Here is a 25,945-nt window from a genome sequence, read left to right on the forward strand (position 1 = left end):
CTAAAGATGATTTTAGAGATGATATTAACATGAACTTAAATATTATATTTTTTCATATTTGTGTGGTTTTTAATTATAAATAGTATAATTTTTAGTTTAATTATATAAAAATATTCATATTTTATTTTTTTTTTTATGTTTTCTTTCATAGGAAAAGGAGTAGAAATCATGGATCAAAAAAAAATAACAGAATTTTATAGTCCTACTGATCAAGATTATCAGTATTGGACTGAAGAAAATAACCAAAAAAAAATTTTAGAAACAACATCTATTTCTATGGAAAAGGATTATTCTCACAATTTTTTTTTATTTAGAAAGGATCATTTTGGATTTTTGACGAATCGTGAAAATAATTTTAATATAGAATTAATACAAAAAAATCTTACAAAATCATTGAATCACAATAGTGATCATAACAACAACTTTTTTAATGATATTTTTTTTTCTCCTGAAAAAATTAGATATTTTGATGTAAAAACACCTACTTCTGAAATTTTCTATTCTGTAAATTTTCTTCAAGAAAATGCTTTAGGAGTTTTATTTACTCAAAGTCCTAATAAAAAAATGAATTATTCTATAGAATATAGAAATAGAATAAGAAATCATCATGGGAATGAACAAGAACCTAATTTTGAAAAACAGTTATTCTTAACAACATTTGTTTATCAAGACCAAAAATCCTCTCATTTTCAAAAATTGTGGGGACATTATTTGTATCAAAATTTTTCTAGTGAAAAAAAAAGAAAAAAACCTATTTGGGAGACTACAAATAATAATATTTTTTTTGAGAAACAAAATTTTTTTTATGAAAGATTTTATATAAATATTATTCAAAAAATTTTTCCTTTTTTATCATGGTTGGATAATTATCAACCTATTTTAAAAAATCATATAGAGTATACAAAATATTTCAAAAAACATTTTCTTTCTAAAGAAGTCATTCAAAATAATATGATCAATTATTATCATTTAAAAAATGAATGTTCTTTGATTTTTGGAAGAGAAGAAAAAGAAAGGTATAATGTTGAAATAGGGGTTATTTATGATAGAATTCGATATCAACTATTTTTATTAAATAATCTCTTGAATAAAAAAATTTATAAGAAAAAAAAAGATTTAAATGTTATTTCTATAAAAGGAAAAATTGATCATATCATTAATAAAATTTTTGAATTTCATTCAAATGGAAAATGGATGGTAAATATAGAAAATAATCATTTTAAAAATTATTTACAAGCCAATACTCAATTGAATACATTATTGTTTTCAAAATTTCATTTTTTAACTCAATTGAGTATTGAAAATACTAATATTTTTCCTGATATTATTCATTTTTCTTTCTTTCAAAAGAATAAGGAATGTGACAACAATAACAAATATTATTATGACACTATGAATGGATTTTATACAAAAAAATCTATAATTTTCTTTTTTTTTCCAAAAAAAGAAGAAAATTTTGATATTTCTTTAAAAATATCTAAAATGAATAATTCTTCTAACAAAGAGAAAGTTCCAAATTTTTTGCATTGGAAATATATCAATTCATGTGAATTCAAAATAGGAACAATTCATAATATATGGAAATTTCAATTTAATAATGTTTTTTTGTATCAAAAATACAATTCTGATCAATTAATTTTTTCTATTCCAAATTTTATTTCAAGAAATACTATCTCTTATAAAGATTCTTATTTTGATAAATCTTTATTTATACAAACTGGAATTTCTATTCATTATTTTAACAAATTTTATCATCAAGATTTTTCTTCTTATCCTTTTGATTTATTTTCTTTTTATTCAGGAGAAAATGAATGTTATCCAAAGAAAATTGTTAGAAAAATACCTTTGTTAGATTATTTTTTAAATTTCAAAATATTTAGAGTTATATTTTATGCAAGTATACAAGATCTTCAAAATCTTATTATAAGTGATCCGATAATAATAACAAATACAAATGAAAAAACTAATGATGATAATAATAGGAATAGGGATAGTGTTAGGATTAGGAAGAGGAAAATAAAAAAATATTTTTCTATCAAAGTAGGTCTATTATGGAATCTTTTTACTTGAGTTAAAAATTTTTTTAACACAAAATATGTAATTTTATTATTGTTAAGTGATATGAAAGAATTTTTTTGTTTTATTTTATCTTTTTCTATAACTTTTTTCTTTTTATTTTCAAAAGAAAAAGAAGAAGAAAAAAAAAATGAAAAGCAAAATGTCCTTAAATATATCAAGGAATATGCTAAGTTTTCTATTGAAGAAATGGAGAAGTTTGGAATCCCAGCTAGTATTAAATTAGGACAGGGGATTTTGGAATCATCTAGTGGAAATAGCCCATTGGCAAAATTAACAAATAATCATTTTGGAATAAAATGTGGAAAAGATTGGAAGGGAGATATTTATTATCATGATGATGATCTTCCAAAGGAATGTTTTAGAAAGTATAAATCGGTTAGAGAATCTTTTAATGATCATTCAAAATTTTTGAAAAAACCTCGTTATTCTGAATTATTCCTTTTAAAAAAGAAAGATTATAGATCTTGGGCAATTGGACTGAAAAAAGCAGGATACGCAACTTCTTTAAAGTATTCAAATCAATTGATTTCTCAAATAGAAAAGTATTCTTTGTGGATTTTTGATGAAGAAACTTCTCAAGGAATAGAGAAAAGAATAGATAAATATTTAACTGAAATAAAGATGAAAAAAACAAAAAAAACTATTTTCGAATCTTTTTTTCAAAGTCATTTCTTTAAAAAGATTTCTTTTTTTCTGAAAAAATACGTTAAACTGGAAAAAAAATAATTCTCGTATGAATCCTAATAATTTAAAATATAGTCCTAATCATGAATGGATTGGTTTGGATGAAAAAAATAATAAAAAAACTTATGTTGTTGGAATTACTCATTTTGCTCAAAACGAATTAGGAGATATTATTTATTTAGATATAGATGATGCTATTGTAGAAACGGAAATAAAAGAAGGAAATGTATTTGGAACAATAGAAGCTGTTAAAACTGTTTCAGATTTATTTATGCCAGTTTCAGGAAAAATCCTTGAAATTAATCAAAACTTAAAATCAAAACCAGAATTGATAAATAAAAATTCTTATGATGAAGGATGGATTCTTCGAATTAGAATTTTGGATAAAAAAGAATATGATAAACTAATGTCTTTTGAAGAATATAATAATAAATATCTAAAAAATGAATAATAAAAAATAAAATGATTATTTAATTATGAAAATAACTGAAAATTTTCATTTTCTTGATAATGAAAAAATTGAAGAAAAAATAATTGATTTTAAACATAAAAATATTACTTGTGTTCGTTTTTTAATTCCTTCTATTCATTGCAGTTCTTGTATATTAATTTTGGAAAAATTGTCTAATCATCATAAATATATTTTTGAATCTACAGTCGATTTTACCAATAAAAAAGTTAGAATCACATTTAATAATGAAAAATTAAAACTAAGTGAGTTAGCAAAATACCTTGAAAAAATTGGTTATAAACCGTCTATTAATTTTGAATCCATAAAAGAAAATATGAAGGATGTAAAAAAAAATGGAAAAATATTTAATAGAAAATTAATAGGAAAATTAGCTATTTCTTTTTTTTGTTTTGGAAATATCATGCTTTTATCTATTCCAGAATATGTGGGAGCTTATGAAGAAGATTTATGGTTTTTAAAAAATCGTTATTTTTTCCGTTATTTAATGATTATTCTTTCTTTACCGATAGTTTTCTTTTTTTTCATAGATCATGTAAAAGATGCATTTTTAGGATTCAAAAAACATGTTTTTAATAATATAAATGTTCCAATATCTATTGGAGTATTAGTTCTATTTTCATGGAGTTGTTATGAAGTTTTTTTTGATTTGGGATCCGGATATTTTGATAGTCTTGCTAGTTTTTCTTTATTTTTACTCATTAGTAAAATGCTTCAAATTCATACTCATAATAAAATACTTTCTTTTGATAATAATTATAAATCTTTTTATCCTATTTCTGTAACAAAAATCCATCATAAATATTATGAAAAATATGAAAAAGAAGAAAAAATTTTGCTTTCTTCTTTAAAAAAAGGAGATATCATTCTCATTAAGAATGAAGAAATCATTCCTGTAGATTCTGTTTTAATGAAAGGAAAAGCAATATTAGATAACAGTTTTATTACGGGAGAATCTCATTTGGTTTCTAAAAAAATAGGGGATCGTATTTATGCTGGATCAAAACAAAAAGGAGAAGCTATTTTTTTAGAAGTGATTAAAAATGTAGATCAAAGTTATTTGAGTTTATTATGGAAAAAAAATTTCCGTGATAAAAATAAAAAATTATTTTATTTTAATTCAATAACTAATCAATTAAGTCGATATTTTACTCCTATTGTTTTAATCATTTCTGTCATAACTGGAATTTATTGGTATTTTATTAATGTGGAAAAAGTATTTCAAACCACTTTTTCTGTTTTAATCATTACTTGTCCTTGTGCATTAATCCTTTCAACTCCATTTATACTGGGAAATATCATACGGTTTTTTTCTAAAAAAGGATTTTATGTAAAAGATATTTTTACAATGGAACGAATTTCCACTATAAGAACTTTAATTTTTGATAAAACAGGAACTCTTACGGATACAAATAAAGAGAAAATTTTTTTTGTAGGAAATCTAAAAGATCACGATAAAAAAATCATTGCTTCTTTGTTAAGAAATTCGAATCATCCTTTGAGCAAGAGAATATTTGAAGAATTATCTGTCAATATAAAAGAATATTATCCTATAAAAAATTTTCAAGAAATAATTGGAAAAGGATTAAAAGGAATAATAAATAATGTTTCAGTTAAGATTGGATCTCAAAAATATTTAGGAATTCATAATCATTTCTCTTGTTGCGAGAATAATAATATAAAAAAAAAAACAAATACAACAACAAGTGTTTCTATTTCTATAAACAATAAATTTATAGGTTCTTTTTTATTTAGAAATTATTATCGTAATGGAGTAAAAAAAATATTTCAAAATCTAAAAAAAAAATATAAGATCATTATTCTTTCCGGAGATAATAATAAATTAGAAAAAAAATATTTAGAATCTATTTTACCCAAATCAAGTAAAATATTTTTTAATCAAAGTCCAGAAGAAAAGTTAAATTATGTGAAAAAATTACAAAATAAAGGAGAAAAAGTAATGATGTTTGGAGATGGAATTAATGATTCTTCTGCATTAAATCAAAGTGAAGTGGGAATTGCTGTCTCAGAAAATCCTAGCAGTTTTTTTCCAAGTTGTGATGCTTTTATTCAGTCTGATCATTTAGATCAAATTTTTTTATTTCTAAAAGTTTCTAGAATTTCTATCATATTGATCATAACTAATTTTATAATTAGTTTTTTTTATAATGGAATAGGAATCATATTTGCTGTAACTGGATATTTAAAACCTTTTATAGCTGCTATTTTAATGCCTTTGAGTTCTTTATCTGTTATTATATTTTCTATATTTTCTACTTGGATAATTTCACGTAGATTTTTATCTTAAATTTATTTTTTTGAAAAAATTTTTAGGTGTATATGGATATATTAATTCTTATGATATTATCTAGTATTTCTTTAGGGGGTATTTTTCTGGTTATTTTTTTAATCAGTCTTTATTCTGGACAATTTGACGATTATGAAACTCCTAGAGTTAGGATTTTAATTGATGATTTTTATCAGGATGATTCTTGTGAGAAAGAAAAAAAATGAATAATAATTTTTTTATGTTATTTTATTATGAGGAAAATAGAACTAGAAACATACTATTATAATAATCGTATTGTTAAAGCTTTTCTATATGCAACTATTTTTTGGGCTACTGTCGGTTTTTTTGCGGGATTAGTTATTGCTCTCATGTTATTTTATCCTGAATTTCCTGAATTTTTATTAGGAAATAAATTGAGAAATTCGCAAGGAATAATGGGGTTTGGACGTTGGAGAATGTTACATACCAGTACTACTGTTTTTGCTTTTGTTGGAAACGTTATTTTTACAGGATCTTACTATTCTTTGCAACGTCTTTTAAAAACAAGAATTTTTAGTGATTCTCTTAGTTGGATTCATTTTTGGGGATGGCAAATATTTATTCTTTCTACTTGGATTACTTTTTTATTAGGAATCAATACTAGCAAAGAATATGCTGAACATGAATGGCCTATAGATATATTGATTTTTTTTATTTGGATTGTTTATGGAATAAATATGATAGGAAGTATTTTAAAAAGAAAAATCAAACATTTATATGTTAGTGTTTGGTTTTTCTTAGGAACATGGGTCGCTGTCGCTATGTTACATATATTTAATAATCTTGAATTACCTATTTCGCTTATATCTTTTAAAAGCTATTCTATATATGCTGGAGTACAGGATGCTTTAATGCAATGGTGGTATGGACATAACGCAGTTGCATTTATTTTAACAACTCCTATACTTGGATTAATGTATTATTTTGTTCCAAAAGCATCTAACCAACCTATTTTTTCCTATAAACTTTCTATTATTCATTTTTGGTCATTAATTTTTATATATATATGGGCTGGACCACATCATTTAATGTATACTTCCCTTCCTAATTGGGCTCAAATGTTGGGAACTATTTTTTCCATTATGTTAATTGCTCCTTCTTGGGGGGGGATGTTAAATGGATTGTTAACCTTAAGAGGAGCTTGGAAAAAAGTAAAAAAAGATCCTATTTTGAAATTTTTTGCTGTAGGAATTACTTGTTATGGAATGGCAACTTTTGAAGGTCCTATGCTTGCCACTAAAACACTTAATTCTATTGGGCATTTTACAGATTGGGTTATTGCTCATGTTCATTTAGGAACTTTAGGTTGGAATGGATTTATGGCTTTTGGAATAATTTATTGGCTAACACAAAAATTGTGGAATACCAAATTATATTCCATTTTATTAGCCAATATTCATTTTTTTTTAGGAATATTGGGAATTATATTGTATGTATTTCCTATGTATTTTGGATCTGTATTACAATCTGAAATGTGGAAAAAATTCAATCCTGATGGGACTTTAACATACAAAAATTTTTTGGATACAGTTTTATCCATTATTCCTTTTTATAAAATAAGATTTATCGGTGGAATTATTTATTTTATTGGATTCATTTTAATGATTTATAATATAGTTAAGACTATAAAAAAAGGTTATTTTCTTAATGATGAATTTTTTCAAGGAATTCCATTTTATGATAATTCTCATAATAATAAAAATGAAAAGTTTCATAGTTGGTTAGAACAAAGGCCTATACAACTAACTATCCTTTCTTTTATAGCTGTTGCTATTGGGGGATTTATAGAAATCATTCCTACTTTAGTAATCAAATCTAATGTTCCTACTATTAATAGTGTAAAACCTTATAAAGCTCTTGAATTAGAAGGGAGAGATCTTTTTGTAAGAGAAGGTTGTAACGCCTGTCATAGTGCACAAGTTCGTCCATTTAGAGATGAAGTGGTTCGTTATGGAGAATATTCTAAAGCTGGAGAATTTGTATATGATCATCCATTTCTTTGGGGATCTAAAAGAACAGGACCTGATTTAGCAAGAGAAGGAGGGAAAAATCCTAATTCTTGGCATTATAAACATATGCATAACCCTCGTTCAACATCTCCTGGTTCTATTATGCCAAGGTATCCTTGGTTAATTTACAATAAATTAGATAGATCTAATACAGAAAAAAAAATAAAAGCTATGATAAAATTAGGAGTTCCATATACTTCGGTAGATATAAAAAATTTGAATCATGATATGGATTTTCAAGCAAATAAAATTGTTTCTGATATATATAATGAATATCCAGAAATAAAAAAAGAAATAGATTTACAAAAAGTAAAAGAAAAAGAGAAATTTATCCCTTTGGAAAAAAGAGAGGTCATAGCTCTTATTTCTTACTTACAACGTTTAGGAATCGATATTAAGTCTTAATGATAAGTTTTTTTAAACAATACTTTTCAACAGAAAAGTATATTGGAATTTTTCAATCTATTATATTAATTTTATTTTTAATGACTTTTTTTTTCATTTTATTTTTTGTGTTTTCAAAACCTAAAAAATATTATGAAAAAGTCAGGGAGTTGCCTTTAGAAGGGAATAAAAAAAAACAGGAATATTTATGAGATCAAAAATTCCTTATTTTATTATGATTCCTTCTATTTTATCTGTTATAATGTTTATGTTCTATATTATTTTTGGGGATCATTATATAGGACATCCAATAACTATATCCTTTTTTATAACGATAACAATTTTACTATTTATTTTAGATTCTATTGATGATTTAATATTTCGTAGAAAAATAAAATTTTTAACAGAAAAAAAAAGACGTCAGATTTTGGAGGAAAATGAAGGAAATTATTTTTTTATATTTTATAAATTTATATTTCATGATCCTAAAATAAATCAAGAAGTTAAAAGAATAGATCATGGATTTGATGGGATTATAGAATTAGATAATAAATTACCAATGTGGTGGATTCATCTTTTTTATCTTACAATTGTTTTTTCCTTTATTTATTTTTTTTCTTATTTCTTAACAGATTTTTCTAATCCTTATAAAGAATATGAAATAGCTTATAAAAAACAGTTAAAAGAAATAGAAATTTTTGAAAAAAAAACTCCTCAAGTTACTATAGCAAATGCTTTTTTTAACAAAAAATTTATAGATAGTGGAAAAATTCTTTTTGAAGAAAATTGTGCTACTTGTCATCAGTCTGATGGAAGTGGAAATATAGGACCTAATTTGACAGATGATTACTGGATAAATATTGTGGATAAAAATTTATTTAAAAATATATTTTCTATAATTTGGAATGGAAGTAAAAATAATCCCACTATGCGAGCTTTTGGAGAATCAGGAGAAATTAAAGGAAATGATATTCAAAAAATATCTAGTTATGTTTATTTTATAAATACAAAATCAAAAAAACCTATAAAATCTAAAACTCATCAAGGAAAAAAAATTATGGATTGGAACTGATTTATTAAATTTGAATAATGAAAATAAAATTTTCCTGGGAAACAGGAATTGTATTATCTTTGTTTGTTTTTATAATTTTTATTATTTACACTGCATTTTTTTTTCCTCATGTAGAAAGTCAACTTGTATCAGATAGATATTATGAAGAAGAAATAAGATATCAAGAAATTATAAATGAAAAAAAAAATGCATTAAAACTTCCTAAAAAAATTAAAATATCCATTTTATCTTCTGGAATTAAAATCATATTTCCACAGATTTTAGATAATGTTCATGGTTTTTTTACTTTATTTAGATATTCTTCTAAAGATTTAGATGTTTCACGTTCTTTTTCTTTTAAAACGATAAGAAATTCAAATAAAACATTATTTATTTCTAAAAAATTTTTGAAAAAAGGATATTACAAACTTATCATTAGATGGAAATCCAATGAAAAAAAATTTTTTTTAGAAAAAAATTTTTTTTGGTCATAAAAAAAATATTGTGATTGTTTACTTACAATTTATTTTTTTTATCTGTTTTCAGAATTTAATAAAATATAATGAGAAAAAATATAAGTAGGAGTTTTCGTGAAGAATCCTTAGACTATCATAGTCAATTTCCTTCTGGAAAAATACAAATTACTCCAACTAAAAAATACAGTAGTCAAAGAGATTTATCTTTAGCGTATTCTCCGGGAGTTGCAGAACCTTGCAAAGAAATAGCTCGTTCCTCTAATGAAGTTTATAAATATACATCTAAAGGAAATCTTGTTGCGGTGATCACTAATGGAACAGCTGTATTAGGTCTTGGAGATATTGGTGCGTTAGCATCTAAACCTGTTATGGAAGGAAAAGCTCTTTTATTCAAAATATTTTCTGGAATTGATGTCTTTGATATAGAGATAGATGAATCTGATCCAGAAAAATTTATAGATGCAGTAAAAGCTATAGCTCCAACTTTTGGAGGAATCAATTTAGAAGATATAAAAGCTCCAGAAGCTTTTGAAATAGAACGAAGACTAAAATCTGAATTAAATATTCCTGTCATGCATGATGATCAACATGGAACAGCTATTATTTCAGGTGCGGCATTAATTAATGCCATTAACTATGTTGAAAAAAACATTCATGATATCAAAATGGTAGTTAATGGAGCAGGATCTGCTGCTATTTCTTGTACAAGAATTTATAAACAACTTGGAGTCAATCCGAAAAATATTCTTATGTTTGATAGTAAAGGATTATTACATCTTTCACGAAAAGATTTAAATGAAGAAAAAAAAGAATTTGCAGTAAACACTTCTTCTTCTATTCAAAAATTAGAACAAGCTATTCAAAATGCGGATGTTTTTATCGGATTATCCATAGGTGGGGTTTTAACTCCAAAAATGTTAAAAAGTATGGCGAAAGATCCTATTGTTTTTGCTATGGCTAATCCTGATCCAGAAATAGATTATAATTTAGCAGTAAAAATACGTCCAGACGTAATTATAGCTACTGGTAGAAGTGATTATCCTAATCAAGTCAACAATGTATTAGGATTCCCTTATATTTTTAGAGGGGCATTAGATGTTCATGCAAGCATCATTAATGATGAAATGAAATTAGCAGCGGTTCATGCTATCGCTTCTTTAGCAAAAGAACCTGTCCCAGAACAGGTAAATATTGTTTATAATAAGAAAAATATTTCTTTTGGAAAAGAATATATTATTCCTAAACCTTTTGACAATCGATTAATAACTCGTGTAGCTCCTGCTGTTGCTAAAGCGGCTATGGATTCTGGAGTAGCAAGAAATCCTATTTTAGATTGGAAAATCTACCAAGAAAAATTACTTGATAGGATGGGATACGAAAGTAAAATACTCAGAATGATTCAAAATAGAGCACGTACGAATCCTAAAAAAGTTGTTTTTTGTAATGGAGTAGAATATGACATTCTAAAATCTATTCAAATTCTTAATGAAGAAGGAATTATTTCTCAAGCTGTTGTTTTAGGAAATGAATATAGAATAAAACATTTAATAAATGAAAATAATTTAGATGTTGAATTGATAATAATAGATCCTGAAAAAGAAGAAAATAGAAAAAAAATAGAAGATTATGCTCAAATTCTTTGGAAAAGGAGAAATAGAAAAGGATTAACTCTATATGATGCAAAAAGTCGCATACGTACTCCTGATCATTTTGGAGCAATGATGGTTGATCAAGGAGAAGCAGATGCTATTATAACAGGATATTCAAGAAGTTTTTCATTAAGTTTACGACCTTTGTTAGAAGTTATAGGAAGGGCAGATTCTGTATATAAAATAGCAGGAATGATGATTTTATTAACTAAACGTGGGCCTCTATTTTTAGCAGATACGGCCGTTATTCCAGATCCAACTAGTGAAGAATTGGCTAGAATAGCATTAATGGCTTCTTATGTAGTAAAAGCTTTTGATATAGAACCCCATATAGCTATGTTATCTTTTCAAAATTTTTCATCCAGTTCGAAAACTTCTTCTAAAGTATCTCAAACCGTTGCTTTTTTACATAAAAAATATCCAGATTTAATAGTAGATGGAGAATTACAACCAGATTTTGCATTAAATGAATTTTTGTTAGCTAGTAAATTTCCTTTTTCTAAACTTGTTAAAAAAAGAGCAAATATTTTTATTTTCCCAAATCTTGAATCGGGAAATTTAACTTATAAATTTATTAGAGGATTAGGAAATGTTCAAACTATTGGACCAGTTATGTTAGGAATGCGAAAACCAGCACATGTAATGCAAATGCAATCTAGTATAGAAGAAATTGTGAATTTAGCTACTTTATCCGTAATAGATGCGCAAATTAGAAAAAATTAAAAATATGTGTTTTAAAAAAAACTTTTTTTCCAAAAAAAATTTGAACTTGTTTTTTAAAAAATGAAGAAACAGAACTTGATGTATAAAAGATAGAGATAGGATTATTATTCCATGTAGGATTAGGATGAAATAAATTATTTTCATATAATTTTTTTTGTATATCTTGAACTACTATTTTTTGTACATCAATTATGCGTACTTTTCCATGATAAAAATTATTTATTTCATTTTTTATAAATAGATAATGAGTACAAGCTAATAATAATGTATCTATTGATTTCAAATGATTCAAATAATATTCAATGATAGAATGAATCTTTTTTTTTTCAAATCCATTTTCAATAATAGAAGCTAATAAAGGGGTCTCCATTTGAACTATATCCAAATCTAAATGATGAAAATATTTTTTTATTTTTTTTGGAAAAAAATTTGAACGTATAGTAGCAGGGGTTGCCATAATTCCTATTTTTTTAGAGGAAATTAATGTATTATTTTTTATTACAGGTTCTATCACGTTAAATATTAATAATTTTTTACAAAATTCTTTTTTAATGATCTCTAAAGCGTTAGAGACTATTGTATTGCAAGCGATGACTATTGCTTTGCATTTTTTTTTGTAAAGAAAAGAAGCAATTTTTATTGAATATTTTTTAATAAATTCTTTAGATTTATCTCCATAAGGCATATTTGCAGTATCTCCAAAATAAATAATACATTCATTAGGCATATGTATTTTAATTTCTTTAGCTATCAGAAGTCCTCCAATTCCAGAATCAAATATTCCTATCGGAGATGATGATGATGGAATCATTATCATTTTTTTTTCTTCTTTTATTTTTTTAATAAAAAATTTTTACTTAATTTTTTTTTTAACCTTGCAGCTTTATTCATATGGATGATATTTCTTTTAGCTAACTTATCTATCATAGAAAATATCTTGGAAAATTCTTCTTTTTTATTTTCCTTTATTTTTATTAATTTTTTAATAGCTGTCCTTGTACTTTTATATACATATTTATTCCGTAAACGTCGGGTGTGGTTCTGTCTAATCCTTTTTATAGCAGATAAATGATTTGCCATGTTTATATATATAATAAATAAAATAATAGCCCATAGGGGAATCGAACCCCTCTTTCCAGGATGAAAACCTGATGTCCTAACCAATAGACGAATGGGCCTTTACTTCAGATTCTTCATCTCATTAAAAAGTACAAATTAAATTTTTTTTATGTTTAATACAAGTATTTTACTTATATTTGTTTGATGGTCTGAACTTTTGTTCTTGGAAATTTTTTTCAAAAAGTAAAAATTATCCTGATCATAAAAAATTCTAAAATTGTTTTTTTTATATTATTTTACTCTCATTTTTTTTCTATTCCTCTGTTTGGAAATATAGAATATAAGAAGAATAAGAAAAAATATGAAAAAATTTTTTTTAGAAAAAAGAAACAAAAACCTTCATCCACAAAAAAATCAAAATCAAAAAATGATTATAAAATTTTTGAGAAAAAACTTTTTTCTCAAAAAAAAACTGATTCTATTATTCAAAAAGCTAAAGATTATATCTATACTCCATATAAATATGGAGGAAATAACAAAGAAGGAATAGACTGTTCTGCTTTTATAAAAAATATTTTTGATTCTCATCAAATATTATTACCACGGGTATCTTACAATCAAGCGAAAAAAGGATTTTTCGTTCCCAAAAAACAGATAGAAAAAGGAGATCTATTATTTTTTTCTACAGGAATAGAAAGAAAAAAAATTAATCATGTGGGAATGGTAATTCATGTAGAGAAAAAACACAACAGCATATTCTTTATTCATGCCTCTACATCAAATGGAGTAATTATTTCTCAATTATATCAAAAATATTGGAACAATAGGTTTATTACAGCAAGAAGGATTCTTCATTCATCAAAATAATCAATTGAAAATCCTAAATGTTTCAAATCTTTCCAAAAATCAGGATATGATTTTTCTACAACATTTGGTTCCTCTATTCGCAAAGAATAACATAATCCAAATGGAGAAAAAGCCATAGCCATTCTGTGATCTTGATAAGTTTTTATTCTGATAAATGAATTGATTTTTTTTTTTGAAAAAAAATCTGTTATTTCTAAACAAGAACTTGTAATGTGAATTTTTACTCCTAATTTGAATAGTTCATTCTTTAATGCTTGTAATCTATCTGTTTCTTTAATTTTTAATGTTTCTAATCCTTTTAATAGACATTTTATTCCTAATGATGCACAAGTTACAACGATAGTTTGCGCAATATCTGGAGTTTTATTTAGATCCAAATCAATAAATTTGAATGGAGTAAAATCGAACTTTTTATTCAGTACTATTTTATTTCTATTAAAAATAGTGGATATTCCAAAATATTTATCATAAATGGAAGTGACTTCTTTATCACCTTGTAAACTTTCATTTTTATGATTATATGATTTTAAAGTAATATTGCATTTTTTTGATATAGCTGCCATAGAATAGTAATATGAAGCTGAACTCCAATCTGATTCTATAGAGAAACATTTTTTTCCTTTTTTTTTTCCTGGATAAATATGAATCATATTGTTATTCCAAAAAGCTTTTATCCCAACTTGGGTTAATAAATCAAAAGTCATTTTGATATATGGAATTGATGTAATCTCTTTTTTTAAATAAATTTTCAGTCCTAAATCAAATTGACTGGCTATTAACATTAAAGAACTAATATATTGACTACTTATTTTTGCATTAACATCAATTTCTCCCCCTAATATTTTTTTTCCAATAATTTTTATTGGAGGAAATCCTATTTCTTCTAAGTAATAAATTTCTGAACCTAATTTTTTTAAAGCATTTACAAGAACGGATATAGGTCTTTCTTTCATTCTATTTGATCCTGTTAAAATCACTTTTTTTCCTTCTTGTATAGAAAAATAGGAAGTTAGAAACCGCATAGCGGTTCCCGCATGGTGAATGTCTAAGATTTTAATAGAATTAGAAGAAGTATTATGATTATTCAAACTTTTTTTTAGAACTTCTGTATCCTGACAATTAGAAAGATTTTCTAGATGAATATCATCTGGATAAATAGCTTTTAAAATTAAAAGACGATTAGATATACTTTTAGATCCTGTTATAGATATAGAACCATACAGTGAAGAATTTTTTAATTTCTGAATAGTAATGTAAGAATACATATTATTTTTTTAGTTTTTCATTACTGTGGTGTCTTTTGTGATCTCTTATTTTCTTTTTTTTTAACTTTTTATTAAAAGATTCTTCCAAATTGATTCCAGTTTGATTTGCCAAACAAATTAAAACAAATAATACATCCGCTAATTCTTCTCCCAAATCATCCATTATTGAGGTTGTTGCTTCTATATTGTTTTTGAAATCTTTCTTTTGGGATTGTTCTCCATAATTTCTTGCAATAATTCTAGAGACTTCCCCTACTTCTTCAGATAATAGAATAGTGTTGGTTAATACGTTAAAATAACGTACTCCATGAGTTATAATCCAATTATGAACTAATTTTTGTATATTTCTTATTTCTAACATTTTTTTTTATCGATTCTTTCTTTTTAGTATTCTTTTAACATGATCTATGATGGATTCACGATCAATTTTATATTTATTTAACAATTCCATTGGTTTTCCACTTTCTCCAAAAGTATCATTTACTGCCACTATACTTTGACAAATAGAATGTTTTTTATTATTTGTTGTAGTAGTAATAATTCTAGCAATACTCTCTCCTAATCCTCCTAAATAATTATGTTCTTCTGCAGTGACAACACATTTTGTTTTATTAATAGAATTTAAAATAGTTTTCTCATCTAATGGTTTTATTGTATGAACATTGATTACTTCACAATTAATTTTTTCTTTTTCGTATAATATTTTAGCGGCTTCTAAAGATTCCCATACCAAATGTCCTGTGCTAACAATAGTTACATCATTTCCTTGAGTTAAAAGAATTGCTTTTCCAATTTCAAATTTTTGATTTAACTCTGTAAAATTAGCGACAGCAGGACGTCCAAAACGCAAATAAACAGGACCTAAGTAATCAGCTATAGCTAAAGTAGCGGAGTAAGTTTGATTATAATCACAAGTATTGATTACTGTCATTCCAGGGAGCATTTTCATCATTCCAATATCTTCTAAACTTTGATGTGTTGCTCCATCTTCTCCTAAAGTTAATCCAGAATGGGAAGCACATATTTTTACATTTTTACAAGAATAAGCAATGGATTGACGTATCTGGTCATAGACACGAGATGTTGCAAAATTAGCAAATGTTCCAGCAAAAGGAATATATTTTCCAATACTGAGTCCAGCTGCTATGCTCATCATGTTCGCTTCTGCAATTCCAATTTGGAAAAATCGTTCAGGAAATTCTTTGGAAAATTTATTCATAAATAAAGAGCTAGTCAGATCAGCACATAATGCAACAATTTTTTTATTTTTTCTACCTAATAATGTCAAAGCATTTCCAAATCCAGCTCTAGTTTCTTTCAATCCTTTATTTTCATATAATTTCATAATTTTTTTCTATTCATATTTATAATGGATAATCTCCTAAATAAGTTTCAGGAAGTTGAGAAAGTGCTTTTTTTAATTCCTTTTGATTAGGAGATTTTCCATGCCATACATGATTTCCTTTCATAAAATCTACACCATACCCCATTTGGGTATATAAAATAATTAAAATAGGTTTTCTTTTCCCAGTCTCATTTTTTGCTTTTTTTAAAACATTAATAACTTTTTCTATATTATTTCCTTCTAATTCTTCTAAAACCATCCAATCAAAAGACTCAAATTTTTTCTTAATATTTCCAAGAGGAAGTACTTTGTCAATAGGGCCATCTATTTGTTGTCTATTATAATCTACAGTAGCTATATAATTATCTATGTGATTGGCTCCTGCATATAAAACGGCTTCCCATATTTGTCCTTCATTTAATTCTCCATCTCCATGTAAACTATAAATGATTCTATTAAATTCTTGACTCAGTTTTTTTGATATAGCTGCTCCAATTGCAACAGACATCCCTTGTCCCAAGGATCCAGAAGAAATTCGTATTCCTGGAAGACCTCCATGGATGGAAGGGTGTCCTTGTAAACGAGAATTCAACTTTCTGAAAGTTGATAATTCTTTTATAGAAAAAAAACCCGTACGAGCTAATACACTATAATAAACAGGAGATATATGTCCGTTAGATAGAAAAAAAAGATCTTCTCCTTCACCATCCATAGTAAATTTTTTTGGATCGAAATACATAATTTTTTGATATAAAGCTACTAAATACTCTGTACATCCTAAGGATCCACCAGGATGTCCCGAGTTTGCGTGATTTACCATACGTAGAATATCTCTTCTTACTTGAGTACATAAGTTCTTTAAATCATTTATATTCATCATATCTCATATTATCATTATTGATTATTAATTAAAAGAAAAATTCATAATTTACACGACATGAATTGAATTTGTTTTATTCAAACAATTTTTTCATTTTAAAATCATTAAAAAAGTAAAATTTTCAAACACACAAAAGTAACAATTAATTTAATTATGAGTATTCTAAACAGAAAAGCAAGATTTCAATATAAATTTATTGAAGAATATATAGCTGGTATACAATTATTTGGTACTGAAGTAAAAGCTATAAAACAAAATAAGGCAAATATAACGGAAAGTTTTTGTCAAATAAAAAATGGAGAATTATATTCTATGAATATGTATATTTCTGAATACAAATTTGGAACTTATAATAATCATCAAAGCAGAAGAGAAAGAAAATTATTATTAAACAAAAAAGAATTAATGAGAATAGAAAAAAAATTGAAAATTCCTGGATTGACTGTGATTCCTACTAAACTATTTATTAATGATAGAGGATATATAAAATTACAAATTGTTTTAGCAAAAGGAAAAAAAATATACGATAAACGTGAATCTATACGAAAAAAAGATATTCTTCGTGAATTAAAAAAAATGGGTTAAAAAATTGTTGTTAAATTCATTACTCCAATAAATAAATAAAATGAATGAATGATTCATGATCATATCATAAAACATAAAATCAGAAAAATTCATCATACTCATATTCTAAATAAATAGATTCTTAATTTATTATATTTGTTTATATTCAAAGAAATTATATAGTTTTATGAAAAACGTAAATTTTTTTATTATTACTTTATTTGTTTTTTTTTCATTTGTATTTTCCCAATCTTCTCATTCTACTAAAAAAAAATGGTCTCTTAAAATAAGATCGCATGATATAAATTATTATCCTGTTAAATCTCCTTTTATTATTAAATCTCCTTTTATAAATTTTTTTCATAAAAAAAATAATACGATTAATCCTTTTTTTTCGGATATAGAAATCGTGCATCATCTCACTAAAAACATAGGATTATATTTTAATAGTACATTAGGAATGGTTGATAATAATAGATGGAAAATCATGAATTGTTTTTTTGTGAAATTAACCCATGGAATTAATTTTCATCCATTATATCAATATAAAATTGATCCTTATTTAAGATTGGGAGGTGGATATCATCAATTTAATTACGAGAATAGCATATTGAAATTCAATAATTCAAAATTTTATAAATTAAACCAAAAACATTTTTTTTTGTTGGATGGTGGATTAGGAATAAATTTTTGGATTGTTTCTAATGTTGGAATTAATGTTCAAAGTAACTACAATCATGTCATTGCACATCTTTCTAAAGACTATTTGAATTTTTGGGATCATTCTATGGGATTTGTATTTCGTTTTGGAAATGGGAATAAAAATCAAGAAGAAAAAGAAAAATCTGACTCTGATGTTCTTCTAAAAAAAGAAGAAAAAGAAAAGAATATTATTACAGATAATTCTGAAGAATATGAAGAAAAGGATAATAGAAAAAATTGCGGAGAAGAGGAAGGGATTGATAAAGATAGAATTTCAGATAAGAAAAATTTATGTCCTAATCAATTAGGATTAAAAAAATTTAATCTTGAGAAAAACATAATTTTCAAACCTATTTTATTTGGTTCTGGTCAACATGCATTATCTTCCAATTCACTATCTATTATTAATGAAATAGCTGAAATTATGATAAAAAGGATTCCTCATTCTAAATTTTATATAAGTGGATGTACAGATTTTTATGGTAAATATTCTTTTAACAAAATTTTATCCATGAAAAGAGCTCATTCTGTATTTAAAGCTTTGGTTTCCAGAGGTGTTAATCCTTATAGGATGAAAATGAGAGGATTCATAAAATGTAATAAAAAAAATAATGATAAAGGACGACGTGTTGAAATAATCATACGAACAACAAAAAAGAATAAAAAAACCTCTTAAACAAGAGGTTTTTTATTCTTCTTTTTCTTCTTATTATTCTTCTTAGTAGTAGAAAGAGAAAAGGAAATACAGATACTTAATTGATAAAGAATTATCAAAGGAATCAAAACAATTATTGTACTTAAAATATCTCCAGGAGTAATTGCAGAAGCAATAATTAATATAATCAAAAAAGCATGTTTTCTATACTTTTTTAAAAAAGAATAAGATAATAATTCTATTTTTGTTAAAAAATATATAAGAATTGGAAACAAAAAAGTAATTCCCATAGATAATATAGAATGCATCATCAAAGATATGTAATCTGATAAATCAAATATATTCTTTGGAAAAGAACTAATTTTAAAAGTATAACCAAAATGAATTAAAAACGGACACAATATAAAATAACCGAAAAAAATTCCTAATAAGAATAAAAATGTAACGATTGCAATGATTTCTCTAGAATATTTTTTTTCTTTCTCAGAAAGAGCAGGTTTTATAAATTTCCAAAATTCATAAAAAACATAAGGAAAAGACAAAATAATTCCTCCTATGAAACAAGTCCATATATACACATTAAATTGACCAAACATTTTTCTATTTTGTATTTCTAAGTTTTTCGAAAAAAAATCCATTTTTTTTTTTTGAAAAAAAAAATTTTCTAATTTGGAAAATATTCGGTAAGTAATAAAATCCGTTTTTGCAGGACCAAAAAGAATATAATCGAATATAATATGTTTATTATTCATCAAAAGAATCGTTGCTATTACAATAGCACATATACTATGAATCAAGTGTTTTCTGAATTCTTCAATGTGTTCCAAAAACGGCATTTCTTTTTTTTCATTTTTCATATTTTTTTTTCATAAAAAAATGAAACAAATTCTAAAACAGAGAAAGAGAAAATTCTTTGTTTTAATTTAATAAAAAAAACAAATCCAAAAAATAGATAGGATAGCATATTAAAAAAACGAAAAAAATTTTCATTAGTATGAAATGTGGAATCATAGGACTTCCAAATACAGGGAAATCAACCCTTTTTAATCTTATTTCTAATTCTAAAGCTTTGTCAGAAAATTTTCCTTTTTGTACCATAGAACCCAATTATGGAATTACAAATGTTCCAGATAAAAGGTTATATGAACTAAAAAAATTCATTAATCCAATAAAAATAATTCCATACAAAATAAAAATTGTAGATATTGCTGGATTAATTAAAGGATCACATAAGGGAGATGGATTAGGAAATAAATTTTTATCTCATATTCGTGAAACAAATGTCATCATTCACATGATACGTATTTTCACTGATGTTAGTGTTATTCATGTGGAAGGGTCCATCAATCCCATTAGAGATAAAGAAATTATTGATTTAGAATTACAGTTAAAAGATTTAGAAACAATAGAAAAAAGATTAGAAAAAGAGAAAAATAAAACCAATCAATCTTATATTCTGTTGAAAAAAGTTTCTTCTTTTTTAAAAGAAGGAAAAAATATTAGAATGTTTCCGTTTCAAGATCATGAAAAAGAATTTATAAAAGATTTACATTTATTGACCATAAAACCTGTTATTTATGTCTGTAATGTAGAAGATGATAATAAGGATTGTAATAGTTTTTATGTAAAAATTATAAAAAAAATGGGAGAAAAGGAAAAAGCCCCCACAATCGTTTTATCATTGAAAAACGAATCAATGAAAAAAAAAAAAGAAAATTTCCATGAACATGAATCTGGAATTAATAAGTTGATCAAAAAAGCATATCAACTGTTAAATTTGCAAACTTTTTTTACGATAGGAAAAAAAGAAATTCGCGGATGGTCTATTCCAAATCACTGGACAGCTTATCAAGCTTCTTCTGTAATCCATACAGATTTAAAAAAAGGATTTCTTTGTGCAGAAGTCATTCATTACAAAGATTTTATTAAATATGGATCCTCAGAAAAAGCAAAAAAAGCAGGAAAAATGTTTTTGGCAGGAAAAAATTCCTTTTTACAAGATGGAGATCTTATTCATTTTCGATTCAATAAGTGATCTATTTTTAAATTATTAATCTCTTTTAAAGATTCAAAAATTAATTGTATAGTTTTTTTTATGTCTTCTTTATGAATCATTTCTACTGTAGTATGCATATATCTAAGAGGAAGAGAGATTAATGCAGATGCAACTCCTTTATTTGAATAAGCGAAAGCATCTGTATCTGTTCCAGTAGATCTAGATGAAACTAAACGTTGAAAAGGAATTTTTTTATTTTTAGCAGTATTTATAATAAGTTCTCTCAGATTTTTTTGTATTGAAGGAGCATATCCAATAACAGGTCCTTTTCCACATCGAATATCTCCTTGTACTTTTTTATCAATCATAGGAGTAGAAGTATCATGTGTTACATCCGTGACTATAGCCATATTAGGTTTTATAGTATTGGAAATCATTTTAGCTCCTTTCAATCCTATTTCTTCTTGAACAGAATTTACCACATATAATCCAAATTCAAAATTATATTGATATTCCTTTATCATTTTTGCGACTTCAGCAATTATAAATCCTCCTATTTTATTATCTAACGCTCTGCATACAAAATAATTATTATTCATGATAAAAAATTTATCAGGATAAGTAATTACACAACCTATATGAACTCCCATTTTCTCTACTTCCTTTTTATTTAAAGCGCCTATATCTACAAATATATTCTCTATATTAGGGGTTTTTTCTTCTGAAGGTTTTCTCGTATGAATAGCAGGCCAACCAAATATTCCATGAATATGTCGTCCATTTTCTGTGTGGATGATGACTCGTTTAGATGTAGCTATTTGATGATCTGATCCTCCATTACGTGATACATAGATGATCCCATCATCCGTTATATGATTCACATACCAAGATATTTCATCAGCATGTGCTTCAATAATTAATTTTTTTGAAGAATTTGGATTAATGATTCCGACTACCGTCCCGTATAAATCGGTTTCTATTTTTTCTACATAATTCCTTATGTAGTCTTTCCATATTTTTTGTCCTTCATTTTCATATCCTGTTGGAGAAAAACTATTTAGATAATTTTCTAGAAATTTTATAGACTCTTCATTTATTGAATAAAAATCTTCCATTTTTCATGTTTTAAATATTGATACATCCTTCAAATATAAATTTGACAGAACCAGTTAAATAAATTTCTTTATATTTATTTTGTATTTTTTTTAATGAAACCCACAATTTTCCTCCTAAAGTATGAACTAAAAATTCCTTAAAATTGAGATGAGGGTTCCTACAACACGGAATTTTTTCCATTTCATATGATGCGATCACAGAAGCAACAACTCCTGTTCCGCAGGATAAAGTTTCATTTTCTATACCTCTTTCATAAGTACGAACTTGTAAAGTATTATCTTCAAGTATATTTACAAAATTTACATTAACACCACCTATTTGAGAATAACGATTATGAAATCGTATAACTCTACCTTGTTTATAAACATCTATTTCTTTTAGATCTTTTTCTACAAAAAGAATATGATGTGGGGAACCTGTATTTAAAAAAACATGATTCGAATTAACCTTTATCATATTTCTATTTATATCAAGTAACTTTACAGAAACTAAATCTCTATTTTGGATTATTCCATAATGATATCCATCTATAGCTCTGAAATAGGTTTGATTTTCTTTTGCTATTTTTAATTTTTTTGAAAAAAAAACGGCACAACGTCCTCCATTCCCGCACATTGTACTTTCTTTTCCGTCAGAATTATAATATTTCATATAAAAATCACTTGTGGAATCATTTTTAATGAAAATAATTCCATCTGCTCCAATTCCAAAATGTCTATCACACAATTTTTGAAAAAAGAAATGATTTTTTTTTTCCTGTATTTCCTTTATTTCCTTGTTTCGAATATCTATTAAAATGAAATCATTTCCTGTTCCTTGAAATTTTAAAAAATCTATTTTCACAAAAGTAAAAATACAAAATTATTTAAATGAAGTTAACATTATTTTTTTGAAAAAGTTGAATTTTAACTATTTTTAATCATCATTATATAATATATTTGCGTTGTGTGTGTAGAGTTGATTATTTTGTTTTTTTTATAATTTCAAAAATATGAAGAAAATAGTCGCTTATATTATTATTAGCAGTTTGATGAGTTCAGTAGTAACTATTGCTGCATACAAAAAATATGCTGACAAAGAAAAATCTTTTCTCTTTCCTTCATATTCCGTTTCTCCTTCCTTAAAAACAAAACTGACATCATCTGATGCTTCGTTAGTTAGTTCTGCAGGATTACCTGATTTTACTAGAGTTGTAGAAAAAACAATTCATGCAGTAGTGAATGTGAAAAATTATTCTAAAAAATATAATAATAATGGAGTGGGGAATAGTAAATTTGATCCATTTGATTTTTTCTTTGGATTTCCTGATGATTTTGGAGGAGAAAGAGGAAGAATTCCTAAAAAAAATGATTTTATAGGGCTTCATGGATCTGGGGTGATTATATCTCCTGATGGATATATTGTAACCAATAATCATGTCATCAAGAATGCAGATAAAATAGAAATAACTCTTAATGATCAAAGATCTTATAGAGCAAAACTCATTGGAACAGATCCAAGTACAGATATAGCATTGTTAAAGATCAACGAGAAAAATCTACCATTTATTTATTTTTCAGATTCTAATAAAGTACGAGTAGGAGAATGGGTTTTAGCGATAGGAAATCCTTTTGATTTAAATTCCACTGTTACTGCAGGAATTATAAGCGCTAAGAATAGAAGTTTAGGAATTTTGAGAGGAGAAAATCAATCCAATCAAGCCGACGCAGCTACTACTATAGAATCTTTTTTTCAAACAGATGCAGCTGTTAATCCTGGAAATAGTGGAGGTGCATTAATCAATACAAATGGAGAATTAATTGGGATTAATACTGCTATTTCTTCAGTATCAGGAAATTTTATAGGATATAGTTTTGCAGCTCCTTCTAATTTAGTGGGAAAAGTAATACAGGATTTAAAAAAATATGGAACTGTACAACGTGCATTTTTAGGAGTTAGAGGAATAGATCTTTCTAAAGATGAATCTTTAAAAGCTTATAATCATGAAACACATCAAAATATAAAACAACAACAAGGGTTTTTAATTGGAGAAGTTCTTTCCGGAAGTGGAGCTGATAAAGCAGGAATTAAAAAAGGAGACATTATCAAAAGTATAGATGGAAATCCAATACAAAACATTGCTGATTTATCATTTATTGTTGGAACAAAACATCCAGGAGATCAAATAAAAGTGAATATTCTTCGAAATGGAGAAAGAAAGAATTTTTACGTGATTTTAAGAGATATGCAAGGAAGAAAAAAAATTAGAAGAAGAGAAGAAATCACTTCATCGGAATTATTGGGAGCAACCTTTGAATCTCTTGGAAAAGAGGAGAAAAAATATTTAGGAATTAATTACGGAATTAGAATAAAAAAAATAAGTCCAGGTCGTTTGAGTAATATGGGAATGGAAGAAGGAGATATTGTTTTATCTATTAATGGAGAAAAAATGGAAAAACCTAATGATGTCGATCGTGTCTTATATCGTGTATTAAAAAAATATTCAGGAGACGTAACTATAAAATCCATTAAACAAAATGGTCAAGTCTATATAGTAGGATTTGAAATAAATTAGATTAGATTTCTATTCCAGTAAAGTAAAATTGTTATCATTCCAAAAATTCCATTTGGAAGCCAAATAGATAAATAAGAAGGAAAATAATCTTTTGAAGAGTATACTTTTGTAATTTCTATGAAAAAAATATATAAAAAAGCTAATATGATTCCAATTATAAGATTGTTTTCTGTGCTTCCTATTTTTTTTCTTGATGAAATAGATAATCCTAAAATAGTAAATATAAAAGTAGAAAAAGGCAAACTTGTTCTTTGATAATATTCATTCAAGTGAATATTTATATTTTTAGATCCCCTTTTTTTTTCTATTTCAATAAATTTTTTCAGTTCAGGAATGGTCATTGTTTCTGCTGTATATTCTTCAGGTAAAAGTTCTTCTGGAGAAAGAGGAAAATAAATTTTCCTATAAATTCCTCTTAAAAAGAGATCCTTATTTTTTCTTATGTAGGTTTCACTATAATCATATAGGATATATATCCTATATTTTTTTGACCAAAATATATTTTTGGATTTGAGAATATATACTAATTTTTTTCCATTAAATTTTTGATAGACACATTCCTGTCCTATATTTTTTTTTTTTGAAAAATTTCGAATAAAAATATATTCATTTTTCGATATTTGAGTACTAATTGTTTTATAGTTTTCATATTTATTCTTATATCTTGAACTTAACAAATATTGGTAATGGAATTTATTTTTCCTTTTATTAGCTAAGGGTAAAAAAGAATAGTTTATTGTAAAACTAAACAATCCTATAATAGAAGATGAAATAAGATAAGGAATTGTGATTCTTTTGAAACTAATTCCGCTTCCTAGAATAGCAGTAATTTCTGAATTTTGGTTTAATCTGGAAGTAAAAAAGATAACAGATAAAAAAATGGCAATAGGAGAAAAAGTATTGGCTAACCAGATCGACCAAAATGGATAATAACGGATTAAAGCTTCTTTAATTGATCCTTGGTTATTTTCTAACCTATGCATTCGTTGAGTGATATCGATAACTATCGATAATACTTGTATTCCAATAATAATAAATAAAAAGGTTCCAAGAACATTACGAATAATATAACGATCAAGTATTTTCATA

General features: G+C 25.4%; 24 protein-coding genes and 1 tRNA gene. 14 read left to right on the forward strand and 11 right to left on the reverse strand.

The window, feature by feature from the left end; translation table 11 throughout:
- Positions 1–135 precede the first annotated feature (135 nt).
- The 9 genes from H0H53_RS01060 to H0H53_RS01100 all read left to right on the forward strand — a co-directional run bounded on the left by H0H53_RS01060 (position 136) and on the right by H0H53_RS01100 (position 11,853).
- The gene (locus H0H53_RS01060; RefSeq protein ID WP_185870684.1) at positions 136–2,070 is read left to right on the forward strand and encodes a putative porin; all 1,935 of its coding nucleotides are present in this window, start codon (positions 136–138) and stop codon (positions 2,068–2,070) included.
- A 51-nt stretch (positions 2,071–2,121) separates the two neighbouring features.
- Positions 2,122–2,805, forward strand: a complete 684-nt coding sequence (locus H0H53_RS01065; protein WP_185870685.1) for a glycoside hydrolase family 73 protein — start codon at positions 2,122–2,124, stop codon at positions 2,803–2,805.
- A 7-nt stretch (positions 2,806–2,812) separates the two neighbouring features.
- Entirely contained in the window at positions 2,813–3,214 is a 402-nt protein-coding gene (gcvH, locus tag H0H53_RS01070) for a glycine cleavage system protein GcvH (protein WP_185870686.1), read from the forward strand.
- A gap of 25 nt (positions 3,215–3,239) precedes the next feature.
- Positions 3,240–5,540 carry a heavy metal translocating P-type ATPase gene (locus H0H53_RS01075; protein ID WP_185870687.1) on the forward strand — a complete coding sequence of 767 codons (2,301 nt, stop codon included), beginning with the start codon at positions 3,240–3,242 and terminating at the stop codon, positions 5,538–5,540.
- A gap of 32 nt (positions 5,541–5,572) precedes the next feature.
- On the forward strand, positions 5,573–5,746 hold the full coding sequence (gene ccoS / locus H0H53_RS01080; protein WP_185870688.1) for a cbb3-type cytochrome oxidase assembly protein CcoS: 174 nt from the start codon (positions 5,573–5,575) through the stop codon (positions 5,744–5,746).
- 36 nt (positions 5,747–5,782) lie between these two features.
- Positions 5,783–7,975, forward strand: a complete 2,193-nt coding sequence (ccoN, locus tag H0H53_RS01085; RefSeq protein WP_185870774.1) for a cytochrome-c oxidase, cbb3-type subunit I — start codon at positions 5,783–5,785, stop codon at positions 7,973–7,975.
- Positions 7,976–8,162: 187 nt separating this feature from the next.
- A complete protein-coding gene (locus H0H53_RS01090; RefSeq protein ID WP_185870689.1) occupies positions 8,163–9,026 on the forward strand; it encodes a cbb3-type cytochrome c oxidase N-terminal domain-containing protein in 864 nt (287 codons plus the stop codon).
- Positions 9,027–9,043: 17 nt separating this feature from the next.
- Positions 9,044–9,499, forward strand: a complete 456-nt coding sequence (locus H0H53_RS01095) for a FixH family protein (protein ID WP_185870690.1) — start codon at positions 9,044–9,046, stop codon at positions 9,497–9,499.
- 68 nt (positions 9,500–9,567) lie between these two features.
- A complete protein-coding gene (locus H0H53_RS01100) occupies positions 9,568–11,853 on the forward strand; it encodes an NADP-dependent malic enzyme (RefSeq protein WP_185870691.1) in 2,286 nt (761 codons plus the stop codon).
- Here H0H53_RS01100 and murI read toward each other — a convergent pair.
- From murI to H0H53_RS01115, 3 genes are all read right to left on the reverse strand, one after another.
- Positions 11,840–12,664 carry a glutamate racemase gene (gene murI / locus H0H53_RS01105; protein ID WP_185870692.1) on the reverse strand — a complete coding sequence of 275 codons (825 nt, stop codon included), beginning with the start codon at positions 12,662–12,664 and terminating at the stop codon, positions 11,840–11,842. The genes H0H53_RS01100 and murI overlap by 14 nt on opposite strands.
- 20 nt (positions 12,665–12,684) lie before the next feature.
- The gene (rpsT, locus tag H0H53_RS01110) at positions 12,685–12,933 is read right to left on the reverse strand and encodes a 30S ribosomal protein S20 (RefSeq protein ID WP_185870693.1); all 249 of its coding nucleotides are present in this window, start codon (positions 12,931–12,933) and stop codon (positions 12,685–12,687) included.
- A 26-nt stretch (positions 12,934–12,959) separates the two neighbouring features.
- A tRNA-Glu gene (locus H0H53_RS01115) sits at positions 12,960–13,031 on the reverse strand.
- 445 nt (positions 13,032–13,476) lie between these two features.
- Here H0H53_RS01115 and H0H53_RS03065 point away from each other — a divergent pair.
- Entirely contained in the window at positions 13,477–13,779 is a 303-nt protein-coding gene (locus H0H53_RS03065) for a C40 family peptidase (RefSeq protein ID WP_238784286.1), read from the forward strand.
- Here H0H53_RS03065 and H0H53_RS01125 read toward each other — a convergent pair.
- The 4 genes from H0H53_RS01125 to H0H53_RS01140 are packed head-to-tail and all read right to left on the reverse strand — an operon-like array spanning position 13,764 to position 17,269.
- On the reverse strand, positions 13,764–15,044 hold the full coding sequence (locus tag H0H53_RS01125) for a 3-phosphoshikimate 1-carboxyvinyltransferase (protein WP_185870694.1): 1,281 nt from the start codon (positions 15,042–15,044) through the stop codon (positions 13,764–13,766). The two genes, H0H53_RS03065 and H0H53_RS01125, sit on opposite strands and share 16 nt — an antisense overlap.
- Position 15,045: 1 nt before the next feature.
- Positions 15,046–15,405 (reverse strand): nucleotide pyrophosphohydrolase, encoded by a 360-nt coding sequence (locus tag H0H53_RS01130; RefSeq protein ID WP_185870695.1) that lies wholly within the window; start codon positions 15,403–15,405, stop codon positions 15,046–15,048.
- A 6-nt stretch (positions 15,406–15,411) separates the two neighbouring features.
- Entirely contained in the window at positions 15,412–16,389 is a 978-nt protein-coding gene (locus H0H53_RS01135) for a transketolase family protein (RefSeq protein WP_185870696.1), read from the reverse strand.
- Between the two features lie 19 nt (positions 16,390–16,408).
- A complete protein-coding gene (locus H0H53_RS01140; protein WP_394798645.1) occupies positions 16,409–17,269 on the reverse strand; it encodes a transketolase in 861 nt (286 codons plus the stop codon).
- Positions 17,270–17,422: 153 nt separating this feature from the next.
- Between H0H53_RS01140 and smpB the strand changes: the two genes are divergently transcribed.
- Positions 17,423–17,854, forward strand: coding sequence for an SsrA-binding protein (gene smpB, locus H0H53_RS01145; protein ID WP_185870697.1), 432 nt, complete (start codon positions 17,423–17,425; stop codon positions 17,852–17,854).
- Between the two features lie 166 nt (positions 17,855–18,020).
- Positions 18,021–19,211, forward strand: a complete 1,191-nt coding sequence (locus H0H53_RS01150) for an OmpA family protein (protein WP_185870698.1) — start codon at positions 18,021–18,023, stop codon at positions 19,209–19,211.
- Here H0H53_RS01150 and tatC read toward each other — a convergent pair.
- On the reverse strand, positions 19,208–20,047 hold the full coding sequence (gene tatC, locus H0H53_RS01155) for a twin-arginine translocase subunit TatC (RefSeq protein WP_185870699.1): 840 nt from the start codon (positions 20,045–20,047) through the stop codon (positions 19,208–19,210). The genes H0H53_RS01150 and tatC overlap by 4 nt on opposite strands.
- A gap of 137 nt (positions 20,048–20,184) precedes the next feature.
- On the opposite strand from tatC, the gene ychF reads away from it, so the two are divergent.
- Positions 20,185–21,225 carry a redox-regulated ATPase YchF gene (gene ychF / locus H0H53_RS01160; RefSeq protein ID WP_185870700.1) on the forward strand — a complete coding sequence of 347 codons (1,041 nt, stop codon included), beginning with the start codon at positions 20,185–20,187 and terminating at the stop codon, positions 21,223–21,225.
- On the opposite strand, the gene H0H53_RS01165 is transcribed toward ychF, so the two are convergent.
- Complete coding sequence (locus H0H53_RS01165) at positions 21,204–22,301, reverse strand: M42 family metallopeptidase (protein WP_185870701.1); 1,098 nt, start codon at positions 22,299–22,301, stop codon at positions 21,204–21,206. The two genes, ychF and H0H53_RS01165, sit on opposite strands and share 22 nt — an antisense overlap.
- A gap of 10 nt (positions 22,302–22,311) precedes the next feature.
- Entirely contained in the window at positions 22,312–23,145 is an 834-nt protein-coding gene (gene dapF / locus H0H53_RS01170; protein ID WP_185870702.1) for a diaminopimelate epimerase, read from the reverse strand.
- 148 nt (positions 23,146–23,293) lie between these two features.
- Between dapF and H0H53_RS01175 the strand changes: the two genes are divergently transcribed.
- Positions 23,294–24,856, forward strand: coding sequence for a Do family serine endopeptidase (locus H0H53_RS01175; protein WP_185870703.1), 1,563 nt, complete (start codon positions 23,294–23,296; stop codon positions 24,854–24,856).
- Here H0H53_RS01175 and H0H53_RS01180 read toward each other — a convergent pair.
- Positions 24,853–25,944 carry an LptF/LptG family permease gene (locus H0H53_RS01180; RefSeq protein WP_185870704.1) on the reverse strand — a complete coding sequence of 364 codons (1,092 nt, stop codon included), beginning with the start codon at positions 25,942–25,944 and terminating at the stop codon, positions 24,853–24,855. The genes H0H53_RS01175 and H0H53_RS01180 overlap by 4 nt on opposite strands.
- Position 25,945: the final 1 nt, after the last annotated feature.

Source organism: Blattabacterium cuenoti, assembly GCF_014251955.1.
Taxonomy (GTDB): Bacteria; Bacteroidota; Bacteroidia; order Flavobacteriales; family Blattabacteriaceae; genus Blattabacterium; species Blattabacterium cuenoti_L.